Origin of the sequence: Candidatus Vondammii sp. HM_W22 (genome assembly GCF_022530855.2) — a bacterium.
Lineage (GTDB): Bacteria > Pseudomonadota > Gammaproteobacteria > Chromatiales > Chromatiaceae > Vondammii.
Genome location: NZ_CP099567.1, coordinates 1,281,895 through 1,297,521 on the forward strand (window position 1 = coordinate 1,281,895; position 15,627 = coordinate 1,297,521).

Consider the following 15,627-nt stretch of genomic DNA (forward strand, 5'->3'; position numbering starts at 1 on the left):
TACCCCGTTATACTTATTCGATACGTGAAAGGTGGTAAATGGATAAAGTTGGGTAGCGATCTATCGCCAGCTCTCCAGGAATACGCCAGAATAGCGGTGTTAGGTAAGGGAATGCCCACATTGGCTGATAGGTTTATCACAGATGCTCAGTTAAAACCAAACACTCTTAAGCAGTACCGACAAGCAGCAGCAACAATAAAATCAACATTTTCTGATTTTGGCCCAGATCAAGTTAGGCCAGAGGATGTATTCCGCTTCATGGGTCACCATGACTCTACTCCAAATATGGCAAATAGAATGCGCTCAGTCCTAAAAATGCTCTTTGAATGCGCTGTGTTATCTGGACAGTGCGCGGGGAACTTGGTTCTACCCGTTAAACGTTTCAAAGAGGCACAGAAGGTATTTGACTGATACAGAGTACGCTGCAATCCATAAGGCGGCCCCACCAGCAATGAAAGCGATTATGGACATAGCTTACTTGACGGCACAAAGAATCGGGGATGTGCTGAGAATTCGCTTGTCTGATATCAACAAAGGCGGCGTAGCGTTCGAACAGGAGAAAACCGGAAAGCGTTTGATTGTAGGAATGTCGCCAGTACTTAAAATGGCGACAAATGCCGAAAGAAGGATGCACGGAAGCAAGATAATTTCGACCTATCTATCAGGACAGAGAAACGGCAAGATGCGTTACTTATGGAGGAGTGCGGATCTATTTAAGAGATCTACAGAGATATCTGGTGTTAAAAATGCTCATCTGCATGACCTGAGGGCAAAGAACATTACCGATGCCAAAAAATAAGGCTAGATCCCCAATCGTTAGCTGGGCATACCACCAAATTGCAGACAGTGAGATACATCAGAGACAAGGAGATACACGTTGTAAAGGGTCCAAGTTTTAGGCGACAGTCATAAATTTTAGACAACTGTAACTTACTGAGTGAAAAGGAACGGTAATCATACTACGATGATTTGTCAATAGCACTGTGCCCGTGTTAATAGACGTTGTGAGGATGCTGTTTCTGGAACTGTAGGCGGCAGGTGTGCCAATCTCAGGCGCAGACGTACCTAGAGGTGCCCATGACTTTTGTTGCACAGATTTATTGAGAACTTACGAATGAAAAAAATATTGGTCGAACGTGACTGGAGAGAATTATGCGGAAATTTTTGACTATCAAGTTTGCTCTGTTGTTATGGTTGGTGATCTTTCCTGTGTCCGTGATGGCTGAGCCAATTGACTTTACGCTCCCGGATTTGGATGGCAAGGAGCGCTCACTCTCCGATTTTCGCGGGAAATGGGTGTTGGTGAACTACTGGGCCACCTGGTGTCCGCCATGTCTGGCGGAGATGCCGGAGCTCGAACTGTTTCACAACCAACATAAAGAGAAGGATGCCATGGTAATCGGCGTTGCCATGGATGATATGGACTCTAAGCGATTGAAGGTGTTTCTGGAAAGGCAGTTTATCAGTTACCCTATATTGCAGAGATCTTCAGGTACCCATACTGAATTAGGTACTGTGCCTGCATTGCCGACATCTTATCTGATCTCTCCCGAGGGAGAGATAGTGGCACGTCAGGTTGGAACGGTTACCGGTGAGGTTATTGAAAACTACATTAAAAAACACAATAAACAGCAACAGATTGCGGGACGGGAGGTGAAATGACGTATGCGCATCGTTTGATCTGGCTTTTCTGTTTTTGACTGTCGGGCTGGCACAGACTGCAGCTCCCTGTGATCTTGGCAGCTCAAAACTAAAGAAGATCACAACGAGTTTCGGCAAATTCTGGCCAAAATTACGATCGATGCAGCAGCAATCCGAAGCGAGTAATAGCCGTAACGGCACTACTGGCAAGACCTTGCAAACGGAAGATGGCCAGTTTGAACTGGATACTCCACGAGAAAGAACGGGCAGCTTTAAACCCCGGCTGGTTAAAAAGCACCAGCGTCGATTTACCTCAATGGATGACAAGATCCTCTTCTTGTATGCTCAGGGTATGACGACCCGCGAAATCGTCACGGCATTCAAGGAAATGTACGGAGCCGATGTCTCCGCCACACTCATATCCAAAGTCACTGATGCGGTTATCGAGCAGATTGACGAATGGTAATCTTGCCCCCTGGATGCGATTCAGCCTATTGTTTATCTGGACAGCATTGTCATTAAAATCCGGAAAGACAAGAAAGTGATCAACAAAGCAATTTACCTCGCTTTGGGCGTCAACTTGGAAGGCCACAAGGAATTATCGGGGATGTGGCCGCCGGGGAAGAGGGTGCCTAGTTCTGGCTAAACCTGCTGACAGAGCTTCAGAATCGCGGTGTGAAGGATACTTTGATTGCCTGTGTCGATGGCTTAAAGGGCTTTCCTGATGCAATCAACACGGCTTTTCCGAATGTCCAGCTGTGTATTGTGCATATGCTACGGAACTCGATGAAGTAGGTGCCCTGGAAAGACTACAAGCCTGTGGCGGCTGATTTGAAAAAGAGTTACCAGCCCATCACCGGGGAAGAAGCCTTACCGGCGCTGGATAAATCCTCTGATCGATGGGACAACAAACACCCCCGGATCAGCCGCTCCTGGAGTGCCCATTGGCAGAATCTCAACACGCTGTTCAACTACCCGTAGGACAGACGAAAAATGATCGCAAAGCGATCAAAAAACGGAAGTTGTTTCCAACCGATGATTCGGCGAAGAAGGTCATCTACCTGGCAATCCAGGCCGCATCGAAAAAGTGAACAATGCCGATCCGTCATTGGGAACCAGCACTGAATAGATTTATGATTGAGTTCGAAGAACGCTTAGCGGTATATATTTAACCCTGGCTGTTACATAGAAAACTTTACAGGCTCAGAAGAATTCCTCTTTATAAGAGCCCCTAGGTGCGTGCGACGCTTATTTTTGCATTTTTTGATCTCAATGACAATCCCATCAAACGTGCTCACCTCACGGGCGCTACCAATGGTCCTGAAGAGTTTCTATGGCTAAGTGAACTGGATGGTACGGTGGAAGTGGTGGCTTGCGGTGAATTATCGGCGATTGATCAATTCAAAGCATGGTTGACTCGTGGATCCCCAGGTGCCAGAGTGAGCGGCGTTTCCTGTGAACTTATGGATAAACGGAGTTTTTAGGGATTTACTGTCGGTTGACGTAATATCTCAAATAGTCCGTACGGCGGGCCTTCCAAGAGACGCAGTAAATACTCCCTGTAAGCTTGATGGCGGCACTCTTGCCGCCCACACTCTTGGAAATGGCATCTCCGTACCCTCCTGAAAACATCTACGCAGTGTTAATGAGAACCTGACGAATTATCGAATTTAACCAGACTATGCAGCTCCCTCCACTGACCAAAGGCGTGATTCTCTACCGCTATAAACGATTTCTTGCCGATGTAGAGCTGGATGATGGCTCCCTGGTGACGGCACACTGTCCCAATACTGGCCGGATGACGGGTTGTTGGGAGCCGGGGGCACCAGTGGAACTCAGTTACAGCGACAACCCTAAGCGTAAGCTGGCCTGGACTCTGGAAAGAGTCGATATGGGCCGGGGATGGGTTGGGGTAAATACCGCCAGAACCAACAGCATTGTGGCGGAGGCGATTACTGAAGGTAGAGTGCCTCCGCTTTCAGGTTATGCCCGGCTGCAGTGGGAGGTGAAATATGACTTCCCGGATCACCCGCCATCACGCCTTGATCTGATGCTGAGCGAAGGTGACAGTTCCGATGCATTGGTTGAGATAAAAAATGTAACCCTGCTGGTCGGGGACACTCTGCAGTTTCCGGATGCAGTCAGTGTACGGGCAAAAAAACACCTGGATGTCCTGATGGGCGCTGTAGAGAGGGGGTTACGGGGCATTATCTTGTTTGCGCTGAATCGACCGGAGGGCGATACTTTCGCCCCAGCCGCAGAGATAGATCCAGGTTATGCCGTTCGGTTAAAAGAGGTTATTGACAACGGGGTTGAGGCATATGCCTTACGCCTTAATCATCAAGAGAAAGGTATTGTAGGCGGAGGGATGGTTTCCGTAAGCCGGTAGTTACCATGAGACTCTGACTTCCTAGGCTGAGCTGCGGTTGGCAATAAAGGTAATGTCTTTATGTTTGATGATAGTCCCCGGTGTTGGCACAGCATGGTTTTTGCGGGGACAAAGTCGGCCAGAGTGGTGTATTTTCCCATCGGCAGCTTAATCACAAGTTCTTCGCAAAGGTCATCGAGTTCGATGCGTGCATTGACCAGATACTCATTTTCGCCAACACACTGAATTAATTTTCCAGAACCAGCTGTGCTGTCATATTCGTCTTCCAGCTCCATCACCACCTCTCAAGCCGGTTTCTGGCTACTTTTGAAGCGGTGAATCTAAACATCCTTGACGACTATGGTTTTACCTTCTGAAGGCAGTTCTCCTTCTGACAGAGATGCTGCAAAATGTTGGGCGATGTCTGCTCTGGGTGTCAGGTGTCTCGCCGCCCAATTCAAATATCCGATCGATGAACCCTGCTTCGTGCTGATTTAGGGCACCCTGGCCCACCGCATCATGCGCCAGCGTTCAGTAACAATATTACCTTTGGAGCGCTCTTTTCCGACAATCATTCGAAATGAAAAATTCGGATGCATGCCGGGCTATCCAGCGTATGGGGGTGATGCATCGGGCGAAAAGTTCAATCGGGCGGCTCTCTGAGCTGGCGAAGGCTATGTTTTTTATCGCCAGAGCCTTTGGTATGATTTCACCAAACAGCAATAGAACAGGTACCATGATCAGCAGGTTATACGGTTTACTGTCCGTGCCGAACAGCTGAATGACCACAGAGGCTGAGATAACAGATGCAGTGACGTTGACGAACTCATTGCCGATCAGAATATGACGATGAGGCGTCTGGGTTCGCCCAGCAGACACTGGATTAGCTCTGAACGCGGGACTGCCATCCTGGCGCGCATCTCTCCAGATGGACGCTGTTGAGCGAGGGCATGGCAGTCTCTGAGCGTGAGAAAAAATCGGAAAGTCCAAATAGAAAGATAAACAGGGCCAATTCCAGCCAGAATGCCAAGTCCACGCAGTTTTTTCTCTGCTCAGTCTGAGAGTGAGTTGATGATTGAAGTCAATGGCTCTACGGGGTATCTGAATGGATACACTTTGTCTCCTATCTGTGCCATGACGCCGATCCAGTTGGAGTCGCCACCGTAGACAATACAGTGGTTTTTTATATCGTTCACATTTTCCCATATGGTCTCATCGGTTGACATGGGTGTGTGCCCGACAATAAAGATGGTCTCCGGCGATACACCAAGGCATTTGCGGAATTTCTTGATATCACCCTTTGTATAACCTGACATCCGGCTTGGGGTTTTCAGCCGTCTGTTGATCAGTTCATCCATAAGACCAGGATGCTTTCTTATGTTTATCAGCTTCTCCATACTGCAGGAGGAGGTGGGTGGCGCTGCGTGACAGGCGATATAGTGTTTTGAAAATACCACATAGGGGATCTGGTCGTAAAAACGCTCTATCTCTTTTCGATACTCTTTGCCCCGTGATTTATTCAGCTTCTTTTCCCATAGCAGACCCTGGGGAATGCCTCTCTTGGCGATCTCTTCTGAAAAACTGTCATGATTCCCCCGAATATAGAACACCTGCTTGGGAAAGCGGACTTTGAGCTTGAAGATAAAGTCCATTATCAGCAATGAACTCTCCATCTTATCCATCTCCCCTTCCTCCTCGGAATGGACCGCATCGCCCAGGATGATCAGAGAAGCACTCCCTTGTTCAAGGTCTTCAAGAAAGCCATTCTGCGTTAGTATTACCAGGAGACTATCAAGCTTTGTATGCAAGTCACCAAGAATAAAAGCGGTGGTCTCTTTCGGCAGACATAAAACACCACCGGGCCGGCCGCTGGCATCCGGCTGACAGTATTTTTCCTCTTTCAGGATAGCATTGACTTTCTGAATCAACGAGAGAGCCTCTTTGCTTGGAAGCGTTTCTATGGGGCCGCCAAAAATATCACGCAGTTTCCTGAGTTTTTTCTTTCGCCAGTTGAATATCTGATTGATTTTTTTCTCTTTGTAGAGTGGCGCAATACAGCTTCCTGACTTTGAGTCATGGTTTTTGAATATCAGTTTCCCATTGTCGTTGGTTATGCTGAGATGACGCTCCATGATATTTTTTGAGATATTCAGGAAGGCACGCTGTTGGCTGTTATTGCGGCTCAGGGTTAACTTCTTACCCACTTTAAGGCGAAAAAAACCGCTGATTTTCGAGTAATAGGTGTCGGGATCAAACAGAATATAGCTTTTAAGTGAGCGATTATTCTGTTTGTCTGTAAGACAATTTTCAGGATACAGGTGGAGTGCTTTTCCATCGGGACCAATGTTCAACTGAATCGGGTAAACATGGAGAGGGACCACGATTTTTTTATCCGGCAGGTGGTAAGATTCCTTGATATCGATCTCTTCACACTGGGTAAGGCCGACGAAGGTTGATTTCAGTCTTTTCAGAAAGCTCTTCTGTTGTTTGGAGCTTGATTTTGCCATGTGTTAATTCTCTGGGTCGATAATGCGGAGGGGAAGCCCCTCGGTTCCTTCGCGGATATAGACATTGAGTCCCTGCTGATGAAGATAGTGTGCAATTATCTGATAAGTTATAATTTGCCTGTTCACTTGATCGATTTCTATATTGGCATCCACATGATGAGTGCCGCTCTGGCTTCGTTTCTGGCGTTGCTCAAAAAGCATGCCCCTGGGTGGCAACAGAAATTCAAATACATACCTGGCGTGCCAGTCGACCGATAAGAGGTGGCGTTTAAGCGGCGGGATTTTGATTCTTTCCAGCTCCAGCTCCAGTGGAAGGTCTGCCTCTGTCCACTCTTTCTCGAAGACTGCAAGCGCTTTCTTGAAACCTTTGAAAGGGAGCCCCAGGTGGATCTCCCGGGGACGCAGTGCCAGGGATTGGGCAGCCCACCATTTATGCATGGTAAGATCGGTGTAGCCTTCTTCCAGCCAGCCTCCGAGCTTTCTTACCAGAGTGCTTTTCCCCGCGCCTGGGGGACCGCTGATGAGCAATTTTCGAAAAGAGACATCACTCGGGAAGGGGATGTCCTTGATCACCTTCAGCTTTTCAATTGGTTTACTCTTTAAGCAAAACATTGTTTTATCTTGGTGGCTGATCATCTTTAATCAGTCTATCTGATATCACCTGACAAAAGCACAATAATCAATATAGCCCTAAAAAGTAAATCAGTTAAGGAGCCTCTGGTTAATTCTGGATCGGATGGATGACGAGTTGAAACCTTCCGGGTCAAGGCGAAAATTGCCGGTAATAGTTGGCTATTGCCAAGATTTTGAACGCACAGAGCCGGGATATTTCAGCCGTCAGACACCGATTCATGAATTGATCAGAGGCTTCTTATGAAATATCAGTGATAAAAAAAGCCCCCCACTGGGAGGCTTTCTCTCCTTCGGGCCAGTATCAGCTAAAGATTCCTTTGAACAGGAAGAAGAAGGCTGCGGCCAGAATTGCACCGGCAGGTAGTGTAATGATCCAGGAGATGACAATGTTCCCGATTACGCGCAGATCCAGAGCGCCAACACCCCGTGCCAAGCCAACACCCATGACACAGCCTACAGCGATTTGGGTAGTGGAAACCGGAAGACCCGTCTTGGATGCAAGCACCACGGTGGTGGCTGCCGCCAGAGTGGCGCAGTAGCCACGGGTCGGTGTCAGTTCGGTAATCTTGGTGCCGATAGTCTGCATCACCTTATAACCCATGGTAGTCAGACCAATCACGATACCTACACCGCCGAGTATCAGGATCCAAATCGGCAGTCCAGCCTTCTGTGCCACTTCACCACCGCTGTCGATGATGGATACGACAGCCGCCAGAGGACCAATGCCGTTGGCAACATCGTTTGATCCATGGGCGAAGGCCATGGCGCAGGCTGTGAAGATCATCAATGGCGTGAAGATCTTCTCTACACTGGCATAATGAAAGTTTTTGTCTGCATCTTTATCCACTTTCACTCGGCTGATCATCATTTTACCGATAATGGCGACGATGATGCCGAACACGGTGGCAGCGACGAAACTCTCGATAACCGTGAGTTCGAGTTTGAGATGCTTGAGGCCCTTGAAGATGGTGACCAGGGAGACGATCCAGCCTACCAGGAATACATACATGGGTGCCCACCTTTGGGCTTTTTCAAATGCATTATCGGCATTGAGAATAAGCTTGCGGATACTGATCATCAGCAACAGCGCAATAACGCCACCAACCAGAGGCGATACCAGCCAGCTGGCAATGATGCCGCTAATTTTCCCCCAGTTGACCGCGTCAACGCCGATACCGACCGAGGCGAAACCCACAATGGCGCCAACGATGGTATGGGTAGTGGAGACCGGCCAGCCACGGGTGGAGGCGATCATCAGCCAGATAGCTGCTGCCAGCAGTGCGGCCAGCATGCCGTACACCAGCAGTTCAGGTGATCCTGAAATTGCGCTGGGATCGATAATTCCCTTGCGGATGGTTCCAGTTACCGTGCCACCCGCGATAAAGGCACCGGCAAACTCAAAAATTGCAGCGATGATAATCGCCTGTTTTATGGTGATGGCACCGGAACCGACAGAGGTGCCCATGGCATTGGCGACATCGTTTGCACCTATGCCCCATGTCATGTAGAAGCCAAAAATAACGGCCATTACCAGGAACGCAGTGCCCCATTCAGAGATGATTTCCATAATGGAATCCTTAAAACCCAATCACAGGAACGCACAATTTTTTGTATATGCGCCCGATCTGTTGAAATCAAGAAGCGTGAAAATAGACCCTTCACCGGTGAGTGTCGGGGAAGGTGTCGGCCGGTTACCGGGCGATCAGCAAGCGCATCCGATTGCCCACCTCTTCAGCGTTGTCTGCCAGATCGCCTATCCACTGGATCATCTGATACCAGAACATGACAGATACAGGCTTCATATCATCTTCTTTCGAGAAGAGTATGCGAGCTAGCCCCATTCCCATCTCATCCGTCTCGTCTTCAATTTTATTGAGCTTGGCGACCATCTCTTCTACTTTGGTCACTTCTTTTCCCCGGAAACCCATTTCAAGCAGTTCATCCAGCTCTTCAATAATGGTTGCAGCATGGTTGCAGGTGTCGACGCAGCGTTGTACCAGTGCTCTGAGAGGGGCTTCCATGCCTTCAGGCACCGACATGTCTCGCTCCATCATAAGGCCGACGATATCCTGAGCGGTGTCTGCAATGCTGTCCTGAACCGTCAGCACGTCCAGAAAATCACGTCTGTCGACTGGCATGAAAAGACTTTTTGGTAGATGGGTGCGCAGGCTATGCTCCAGATCGTCGGCTTCCTGTTCTTTGGCAAATATCCGCTCTTTATGGGCAGCGACCTCTTTCTGATTTCCGGCAATCAGAGCATCAAATAGACCAGGCACTTCAGCTACGCACTCTCTGACGATTCGCATGTGCGCCTGCATGGGTTTGAAAGGGGAGCTTCCCATCAGGGAGGCAATCGGATTTTTTTTCAGCATTTATTTCTTCTCCAAAAGTGAACAAGGTGGATTCAAGTTGTAAGCGTACCACCTGTACTTTTCAGAAAGACTTTGTTGAGTGTCTGATAATTGAGGCATTTCCGAGGTCGATTGTTGAGTTTTTCCACTACAGTTACGAGTATTAGATCAGTGACCTTTCGCCAATCAGTTCTTTTAGAAAAGCAATGACGTAGCAGCTCATCGGTGTTTTCATTTAATTGAGTGGTTAGGTTAACGTACCCCCTATGAGAGATAAAGATCTATACACCCAGATCCTGGATATCAAGAACCCTTGGCAGGTTATCAGTGTGGAGTTGGCTCTGTCAGAGGGGGAGAGGTAATGGTACAGGTTGAGCAGGAGGCAGGTGCCAAGCAGTGTTGTTCAACCTGTGGGCAGATCTTACCGGGCTATGACCCACGCAAGCGCCGCTGGCGGAACCGGGCTCTGGATTTACTGCAATGTTTGAGGCACTGGTGATCGACTGGTTGAAAGAGGTATCGATCTCGGCAGTCTCCCGATTGATGGGGCTGAGTTAGAATGCCATTGATGGAATTATGCAGCGAGCGGTTAAGCGAGGACTGGCACGTAGAACAGAGATCAGCCCAACACGACAGGTGTTGATGAGACGGTCTTCAAGAAACGCCATGATTATGCAACAGTCTTATCAGGCCAGGATGCAGGTACAGTGCCACATGTGGGCAGTGACCGCAAAAAGGCGACGCGTACGAAAGTCTGACAGAGGAGCAGCGAGAAGCGATAGAGAGTGTCTCCATGGATATGTGGCCAGCCTTTATCAATGCCACACGGGAAAGCCTGCCTAGGGCTGAAGAGAGGATTATCTTTGGTAAATGCCATGTCGCCAAGCACCTAGGTGAGGCGGTAGACGAGGTACGCCGCCAAGAGCACAAAGCGAAGACCCTAAAGGCAGCCAGTATGACTGGCTCTACAGCCCGGAGAATATGACGCGCAGACAGGAATTGCGGTTCAAGGCGCTACGTGACAGCACACTGGAGACTGCCTGTGCCTGGGCGGTCAAAGAGTTTGCCATGTCATTCTCAAGACACGGGCAAGGAAAGGCTGGGAGCGGTGGTTGTCATGGGCGGTGCGCAGTGGCCTGGAGCCAATCAAGAAAGTGGCGGGAATAATCAAGGATCATCTGTTGGGAATATTGAACGCCGTTATTTTGCCGGCAGAAGGTCTCAACAGCCGGATCAAGATGATCAAGGTGCGTAGCAAGGTTTCCGCAACAGAAGCGGGTCTGGGGACAGACCTAAATTCTGTGTAACTGTCTATCATTAAACCCAAGCGTGGTTGAGGATAGGCACTATGAACAAGAAAGAACTACAGGCGATCGCTCATGCGGCCGCTAAAAATATCAAGACGGAAGACGACCACAAAGACTTCCAGCAGATGCTAACCAAGATTACGACCGAAGCGGCACTGAACGCTGAGTTAGATGATCATCTTGGCTTTGAAAGGCACGAGCAGTCCGAAGCTGCCAATAACCGCAACGGCTATGCCAGTAAGACTAACCGAACGGAAGCTGGCCAGTTCGAGCTCGATACACCACGCGACAGAGCTGGGAGTTTCGAGCCCAAGCTCGCTAAAAAACACCAGCGTCGATTTACTTCCATGGACGACAAGATTATTTTCTTGTATGCCCAGGGGATGACAACACGAGAAATCGTCACGACCGTTAAAGAAATGTACGGTGCTGATGTCTCCGCCACCTTGATTTCCAAAGTGACTGACGCTGTTATTGAACAAGTGATTGAATGGCAATCTAGGCCACTGGATGCGGTCTATCCCATTATTTACCTGGATTGTATTGTCGTAAAAATCCGGCAAGACAAGAAAGTGACCAATAAGGCAATTTATCTAGCACTGGGCGTGAACATGGAGGGCCACAAGGAATTGTTGGGGCTCTGGCTGTCAGAGAATGAGGGTGCCAAGTTCTGGCTCAATGTACTCACAGAGCTCCAGAATCGCGGCGTGAAGGATATCCTGATAGCCTGTGTCGATGGCCTGAAGGGCTTTCCAGACGCAATCAATACAGCGTTTCCAGAGACTCAGATCCAGCTCTGTATTGTTCACATGGTGCGCAACTCGATGAAGTACGTGCCCTGGAAAGACTACAAGGCAGTGACGGCAGACCTGAAGAAAATATATAAGCCTGTCACCGAAGATGAAGCGCTACAGCGGTTCATTCCCCCATTGCGCTGAATTTCCCTGCTTATGGTTGAGGGTGAGCGATCAAGGTCTCTTGCTATCTGACGCAAAGACAAGCCTACGGAAAGCCCTCTGGATATTTCTTCACGTTCTTCCAGGCTGAGAGCATTTTGAGATCGTTTCCGAACTGAAGGGCAATACCCTCAAAATAGTCTTAGCACACCAAAAATTGATCCAGGCTGTTTTTCGAGGGCACGGCCTATATCACTAAGTGATTCTCCCTTCCGTCAACGTGACCATAGTTCTTGTTTTTGATCATCTGTGAGTCCAGGTCTGCCAAGTCTTGCCATCACATAATCCCCATAAATTGATCATTGAGTATAATGTGTTGCATCAACCCCTTGAATCTACAATGGCGCGCTTTGCGTGGGGGCTCACCACTTTTTTGCTTGTATCTCCTTCATGACCTCTACTTCCAGGTCACGTTCTGCTAGCAGCTTTTTGAGCCGCATGTTCTCATCCTTGACTCGCTTTAGCTCCCGCACATCTGAAACTTCCATCCCGGCATACTTGTTGTGCCAACGGTAGATCGACTGCTCCGATACGCCGTGTTTGCGTGCTGCCGCCACGGCTGTTTTGCCTCTGCATCGCGCAGTACAGCCACGATCTACTCATCCGAAAAATGTCCCTTCTTCATCCTGGTCCTCCTCAGGTAGAGGAAAACCTAACATACCACTGGTCTAGTGTTCGGGGGGCAATCCAAGCGAAGGAAAATAGCAAGAAACCGGAATACGCAGGAAGAGAACGCCCGCTAGAATGCTACTCAAGTCAGTGATGCTGGGGCAATGAACCCTTCAGTCAATCTCCAGATGGGTACTAAGGAGTGGGTAATGTTGCTGACATTATCCACGCTCTGCGGTGGCTCTTTTTCCCTCATCGAGGTAACTATATCCGAATTGTCGCCCTTGACAATTATACTTCTACGCATGACCCTGGCAGCAGCTGCGCTCCGGTTCTTCGCTTGACTGTCAGAGCATGGAGGGCATTTCTCATAATGAGATTGCTCAATAAGGTTATTCTATTCACTCTCATTGTCTGAGGGGCGGCAAACCTGTATAGTTCCAGATTTGCCTCTATCCTAGACGCCTCCACACTGCTTTTCACTGTCACCGTGGTCGGGGTTCTTTTGGCAGATGAACGTACAACACGGATGAAGCTGTTCGGCAATTTCTTGGCGTCTGGGTCATTTTAGTAATTGGGTCTTCCACGCTTTGTCGGCTTTGGGTGCGGATGTTTCAGCCCAGGTTACAGTGCCTAGCGTAGTGATGTCGTACACATTTGCAAGCGTGTTCGGTCGCCGGTTCAAGGCGATGGGGATAAACTTGGTTGTCGCTGCAGCGGGTCAGGTTACTGCTGCGTCTTCAATTGTTCTGCCCTGTTGCTGTCTATACAGACCGGCCGTTCAGTCTTGAGATTTCTGGGATGGGTACAGTTGCCGTAATCATCAGTCTGGCCATCTTATCCACTGCGGTAGCCTACATCCTGTACTTTCGGATTTTTGCATCGGCTGGAGCGACTAATCTCTTACTTGTCACTTTTCTGATTCCGGAATTCCGGCTATCCTCCTCAGTTGCCTGATACCCGATGAATCGCTGGGTTCATGCACCTCCTCGAAATGGCTTTAGAGATAAGATGGAAAGGCTAGGAGGCGTAAGTGGATGCTGAAACACCAATCAGCAGCCTGAAAGGAAGCCTTTATTGCAACCACAAACAAAGCCCCGCCATATAGGCGGGGCTTTTATTCTGGATAAAGTCGATCCTGCAATTCGTTCTACATTATGGCTGAACGTTTACTGCGCTGAGGCCTTTTTGGCCTTGCTCTGTATCAAAAGTCACTTGTTGACCTTCAACCAAAGTTTTGAAACCTGAGTTCTGAATTGCGCTGTAATGTACGAATACATCATCGCTGCCATCGGAGGGGGCAATAAATCCAAAACCTTTACTTTCGTTGAACCACTTTACTATGCCTGTAGCCATTACGGTTACCTCAAACAATTTTAAAAACAATGCATTAGCGTGCAGATCGTTGTTGCGAAATAACGGAAGGTTTTGCTATATACACTGCTATAGATCTACCGAAACTGCTACAAGATAATACTGTCACTGTCCGAACCATATAATATACCCATTCAAAATGTCAAATAGAAACAAACAATATTTTTCAATAGTTTCTTCCATCTGTCGACTGTTTTCCAAAAAATCCGTGTCCTTGAGAGCTCTCCTTACCCTCTCGTAAGCATCTGCACGTGTTATTTCTTGGCCTGCTTAGAGTATGGTTAACATGTTAATGTTACAGAAAATTTAGTTGCTTTTCTCTCGGTAGGTAGGAGTGATCTAAATGTGCTGTATGTTAGGGCATCTCTGATTAATTCTAGAAATCGTATACCATCACCCTATTGATTACCGATGTCAGGAAAATAATGGAGCAGCAAAGCTTAGAAGCCAACGGATTCGAGAAATACCGAAAAAAATCGCAAGGAACAGTTTCTGGATGAGATGGAGCAAGTCATCCCGCTGGAAGGAGCTTGGTGAGGTTATAGCACCCTGTTACCCAAATCCAAGGGAGCAGATAGAAAGTCCATTGGTCTAGAACGCATGCTACGCATCCACAGAACCAAACTGATCCACTCAATAGTGGTGACACCGGCCAATGTCCATGGCTCCCAGGTGTTGGAAGACCTGATACATGGAAACGAAACACGTGTATGGGGAGATCCTGCCTATGCAGGACAATATAAATTGCTGGAAGTAGATTGCATTGGCAAACCACGTAAACCTCTGCTACGCACCTTGATCATCTTGATTCGGCTGTTGAGGCCTTCTGCCGGACCATTACTTACTTCCAAAACAACAGCGTTCAATATTTCCCACAGATGATCCTTGATTGTTCCCGCCATCTTCTTGATTGGCTCCAGGCGACTGCGTGCTGCCTATGACAACCACCGCTCCCAGCCTTTCCTTGCCCATGCCTTGCTGGCATAGTGCCAGAGCGACATGGCAAACTCTTTTGATCGCCCAGGCGCGGGCAGTCTTCAGCTGTGCTGAACCTCAATTTCTGTCTGCACGTCATGTTCTCCGGGTTGCAGAGCCAGTCATACTGGCTGACTTTAAGGGTCCTCATAGCCTTCAGCCATCAGCCATCAGCGCTTTGTGCTCTTGGCAGCGTGTACCTTGTCTACTGCTTCACCGAGATACTTGGCGACATGGAGTTTATCAAAGGCAATCTTCTCTTCAGCCCTAGGCAGGCTTTTCAGTGTGGCATTGATAAAGGCTGGCCACATATCCATGGAGACACTCTCTATCGCTTCTCGCTGCTCCTCTGTCAGACTTTCGTACCATGTGCTTTAAGCGTCGCCTTTTTGCGGTCACTGCCCACGTGTGGCACTGTACCTGCATCCTGGCCTGGTAAGACTGTTGCATAATCATGGCGTTTCTTGAAGACCGTCTCATCAACACCTATCGTGTTGAGCTGATCTCTGTTCTACGTGCCAGTCCTCGCTTAACCTCTCGCTGCATAATTCCATCAATGGCATTCTAACCCAGCCCCATCAATCGGGAGACTACCGAGATCGATACCTCTTTCAACCAGTCGATCACCAGTGCCTCAAACATTGCAGTAAATCCATAGCACGGTTCCGCCCAGGAAACTGGCACGGTGACCATCCCATGTTCTTCACACTTCACTCTGGGCGCATCTGCTATCAGAATAGTGTTGTACTGGCAGAGGTATCCAGGTGCCGCCAGCGGGGCTTGCGTGAGTCATAGCCTGATGAGATCTTCCCACAGGTTGAACAACACTGCTTGGCACCTGCCTCCTGCTCAACCTGTACCGTTACCTCTCCCTCTGACAGAGCCAACTCTACACTGCTAACCTGC

Annotated in this window: 22 protein-coding genes and 4 pseudogenes; 12 read left to right on the forward strand and 14 right to left on the reverse strand. The window is 48.7% G+C overall.

What is annotated here, in order from left to right:
• Positions 1–24 precede the first annotated feature (24 nt).
• From MN084_RS07255 to sfsA, 6 genes and pseudogenes are all read left to right on the forward strand, one after another.
• Entirely contained in the window at positions 25–411 is a 387-nt protein-coding gene (locus MN084_RS07255) for a hypothetical protein (RefSeq protein WP_330178447.1), read from the forward strand.
• Positions 404–799 (forward strand): tyrosine-type recombinase/integrase, encoded by a 396-nt coding sequence (locus MN084_RS07260; RefSeq protein ID WP_330178448.1) that lies wholly within the window; start codon positions 404–406, stop codon positions 797–799. The genes MN084_RS07255 and MN084_RS07260 overlap by 8 nt, the downstream gene beginning before the upstream one ends.
• Positions 800–1,152: 353 nt before the next feature.
• Positions 1,153–1,662 (forward strand): TlpA disulfide reductase family protein, encoded by a 510-nt coding sequence (locus MN084_RS07265; RefSeq protein WP_241086628.1) that lies wholly within the window; start codon positions 1,153–1,155, stop codon positions 1,660–1,662.
• 81 nt (positions 1,663–1,743) lie between these two features.
• Positions 1,744–2,813: pseudogene (locus MN084_RS07270) on the forward strand (IS256 family transposase); the annotation flags it as partial.
• 63 nt (positions 2,814–2,876) lie between these two features.
• The gene (locus MN084_RS07275; RefSeq protein ID WP_241086627.1) at positions 2,877–3,125 is read left to right on the forward strand and encodes an acylphosphatase; all 249 of its coding nucleotides are present in this window, start codon (positions 2,877–2,879) and stop codon (positions 3,123–3,125) included.
• A 197-nt stretch (positions 3,126–3,322) separates the two neighbouring features.
• Positions 3,323–4,030, forward strand: a complete 708-nt coding sequence (sfsA, locus tag MN084_RS07280) for a DNA/RNA nuclease SfsA (RefSeq protein WP_241086626.1) — start codon at positions 3,323–3,325, stop codon at positions 4,028–4,030.
• Here the strand turns inward: sfsA and MN084_RS07285 are convergent.
• From MN084_RS07285 to MN084_RS07310, 6 genes are all read right to left on the reverse strand, one after another.
• Complete coding sequence (locus MN084_RS07285; protein WP_241086625.1) at positions 3,982–4,305, reverse strand: transporter associated domain-containing protein; 324 nt, start codon at positions 4,303–4,305, stop codon at positions 3,982–3,984. The genes sfsA and MN084_RS07285 overlap by 49 nt on opposite strands.
• Positions 4,306–4,552: 247 nt before the next feature.
• Positions 4,553–4,888 (reverse strand): CNNM domain-containing protein, encoded by a 336-nt coding sequence (locus MN084_RS07290; protein WP_241086624.1) that lies wholly within the window; start codon positions 4,886–4,888, stop codon positions 4,553–4,555.
• Between the two features lie 173 nt (positions 4,889–5,061).
• Positions 5,062–6,516, reverse strand: a complete 1,455-nt coding sequence (locus MN084_RS07295; RefSeq protein ID WP_241086623.1) for a metallophosphoesterase — start codon at positions 6,514–6,516, stop codon at positions 5,062–5,064.
• Positions 6,517–6,519: 3 nt separating this feature from the next.
• Positions 6,520–7,152: a serine/threonine protein phosphatase gene (locus MN084_RS07300; RefSeq protein WP_330178449.1), complete on the reverse strand. Its 633-nt coding sequence runs from the start codon at positions 7,150–7,152 to the stop codon at positions 6,520–6,522.
• A gap of 298 nt (positions 7,153–7,450) precedes the next feature.
• On the reverse strand, positions 7,451–8,716 hold the full coding sequence (locus MN084_RS07305; RefSeq protein ID WP_241086621.1) for an inorganic phosphate transporter: 1,266 nt from the start codon (positions 8,714–8,716) through the stop codon (positions 7,451–7,453).
• Positions 8,717–8,840: 124 nt separating this feature from the next.
• Positions 8,841–9,521, reverse strand: a complete 681-nt coding sequence (locus MN084_RS07310; protein ID WP_241086620.1) for a TIGR00153 family protein — start codon at positions 9,519–9,521, stop codon at positions 8,841–8,843.
• A gap of 459 nt (positions 9,522–9,980) precedes the next feature.
• Between MN084_RS07310 and MN084_RS19465 the strand changes: the two genes are divergently transcribed.
• From MN084_RS19465 to MN084_RS07330, 5 genes and pseudogenes are all read left to right on the forward strand, one after another.
• Positions 9,981–10,058, forward strand: coding sequence for a hypothetical protein (locus tag MN084_RS19465; RefSeq protein WP_445083951.1), 78 nt, complete (start codon positions 9,981–9,983; stop codon positions 10,056–10,058).
• Positions 10,059–10,254: 196 nt separating this feature from the next.
• Entirely contained in the window at positions 10,255–10,485 is a 231-nt protein-coding gene (locus MN084_RS07315; RefSeq protein ID WP_277400449.1) for a transposase, read from the forward strand.
• Positions 10,482–10,667: a hypothetical protein gene (locus MN084_RS07320; RefSeq protein WP_330178450.1), complete on the forward strand. Its 186-nt coding sequence runs from the start codon at positions 10,482–10,484 to the stop codon at positions 10,665–10,667. Before MN084_RS07315 ends, MN084_RS07320 begins: the two co-directional genes overlap by 4 nt.
• Positions 10,613–10,807 (forward strand): transposase, encoded by a 195-nt coding sequence (locus MN084_RS07325; RefSeq protein WP_241086618.1) that lies wholly within the window; start codon positions 10,613–10,615, stop codon positions 10,805–10,807. Before MN084_RS07320 ends, MN084_RS07325 begins: the two co-directional genes overlap by 55 nt.
• Before the next feature lie 41 nt (positions 10,808–10,848).
• A pseudogene (locus MN084_RS07330) lies at positions 10,849–11,721 on the forward strand (IS256 family transposase); the annotation flags it as partial.
• A gap of 8 nt (positions 11,722–11,729) precedes the next feature.
• Here the strand turns inward: MN084_RS07330 and MN084_RS19470 are convergent.
• The 3 genes and pseudogenes from MN084_RS19470 to MN084_RS07345 all read right to left on the reverse strand — a co-directional run.
• Positions 11,730–11,849: pseudogene (locus tag MN084_RS19470) on the reverse strand (helix-turn-helix domain-containing protein); the annotation flags it as partial.
• 276 nt (positions 11,850–12,125) lie between these two features.
• Complete coding sequence (locus MN084_RS07340) at positions 12,126–12,320, reverse strand: transposase (protein ID WP_241086617.1); 195 nt, start codon at positions 12,318–12,320, stop codon at positions 12,126–12,128.
• A gap of 1,207 nt (positions 12,321–13,527) precedes the next feature.
• Complete coding sequence (locus tag MN084_RS07345) at positions 13,528–13,728, reverse strand: cold-shock protein (protein ID WP_241086616.1); 201 nt, start codon at positions 13,726–13,728, stop codon at positions 13,528–13,530.
• Between the two features lie 633 nt (positions 13,729–14,361).
• On the opposite strand from MN084_RS07345, the pseudogene MN084_RS19475 reads away from it, so the two are divergent.
• Positions 14,362–14,496: pseudogene (locus MN084_RS19475) on the forward strand (transposase); the annotation flags it as partial.
• Here MN084_RS19475 and MN084_RS07355 read toward each other — a convergent pair.
• From MN084_RS07355 to MN084_RS07375, 5 genes are all read right to left on the reverse strand, one after another.
• Positions 14,472–14,648, reverse strand: coding sequence for a transposase (locus tag MN084_RS07355; RefSeq protein ID WP_241086615.1), 177 nt, complete (start codon positions 14,646–14,648; stop codon positions 14,472–14,474). The pseudogene MN084_RS19475 and the gene MN084_RS07355 sit on opposite strands and share 25 nt — an antisense overlap.
• A 243-nt stretch (positions 14,649–14,891) precedes the next feature.
• Positions 14,892–15,038 carry a transposase gene (locus MN084_RS07360; RefSeq protein WP_277400116.1) on the reverse strand — a complete coding sequence of 49 codons (147 nt, stop codon included), beginning with the start codon at positions 15,036–15,038 and terminating at the stop codon, positions 14,892–14,894.
• A 35-nt stretch (positions 15,039–15,073) separates the two neighbouring features.
• Positions 15,074–15,211 (reverse strand): hypothetical protein, encoded by a 138-nt coding sequence (locus tag MN084_RS07365; protein ID WP_320416385.1) that lies wholly within the window; start codon positions 15,209–15,211, stop codon positions 15,074–15,076.
• A gap of 74 nt (positions 15,212–15,285) precedes the next feature.
• Positions 15,286–15,435 (reverse strand): transposase family protein, encoded by a 150-nt coding sequence (locus MN084_RS07370; RefSeq protein WP_241086614.1) that lies wholly within the window; start codon positions 15,433–15,435, stop codon positions 15,286–15,288.
• A 17-nt stretch (positions 15,436–15,452) separates the two neighbouring features.
• Positions 15,453–15,608, reverse strand: a complete 156-nt coding sequence (locus MN084_RS07375; RefSeq protein WP_241086613.1) for a hypothetical protein — start codon at positions 15,606–15,608, stop codon at positions 15,453–15,455.
• Positions 15,609–15,627: the final 19 nt, after the last annotated feature.

Bases quoted from the DNA above. Each gene is read 5' to 3' on its own strand.
- MN084_RS07265 (WP_241086628.1), top strand. From the start codon at position 1,153: ATGCGGAAATTTTTGACTATCAAGTTTGCTCTGTTGTTATGGTTGGTG.
- sfsA (WP_241086626.1), top strand. From the start codon at position 3,323: ATGCAGCTCCCTCCACTGACCAAAGGCGTGATTCTCTACCGCTATAAA.
- MN084_RS07285 (WP_241086625.1), bottom strand. From the start codon at position 4,305: ATGGAGCTGGAAGACGAATATGACAGCACAGCTGGTTCTGGAAAATTA.
- MN084_RS07295 (WP_241086623.1), bottom strand. From the start codon at position 6,516: ATGGCAAAATCAAGCTCCAAACAACAGAAGAGCTTTCTGAAAAGACTG.
- MN084_RS07300 (WP_330178449.1), bottom strand. From the start codon at position 7,152: ATGATCAGCCACCAAGATAAAACAATGTTTTGCTTAAAGAGTAAACCA.
- MN084_RS07305 (WP_241086621.1), bottom strand. From the start codon at position 8,716: ATGGAAATCATCTCTGAATGGGGCACTGCGTTCCTGGTAATGGCCGTT.
- MN084_RS07310 (WP_241086620.1), bottom strand. From the start codon at position 9,521: ATGCTGAAAAAAAATCCGATTGCCTCCCTGATGGGAAGCTCCCCTTTC.
- MN084_RS19465 (WP_445083951.1), top strand. From the start codon at position 9,981: ATGTTTGAGGCACTGGTGATCGACTGGTTGAAAGAGGTATCGATCTCG.
- MN084_RS07320 (WP_330178450.1), top strand. From the start codon at position 10,482: ATGACGCGCAGACAGGAATTGCGGTTCAAGGCGCTACGTGACAGCACA.
- MN084_RS07345 (WP_241086616.1), bottom strand. From the start codon at position 13,728: ATGGCTACAGGCATAGTAAAGTGGTTCAACGAAAGTAAAGGTTTTGGA.
- MN084_RS07355 (WP_241086615.1), bottom strand. From the start codon at position 14,648: ATGGCGGGAACAATCAAGGATCATCTGTGGGAAATATTGAACGCTGTT.
- MN084_RS07360 (WP_277400116.1), bottom strand. From the start codon at position 15,038: ATGGATATGTGGCCAGCCTTTATCAATGCCACACTGAAAAGCCTGCCT.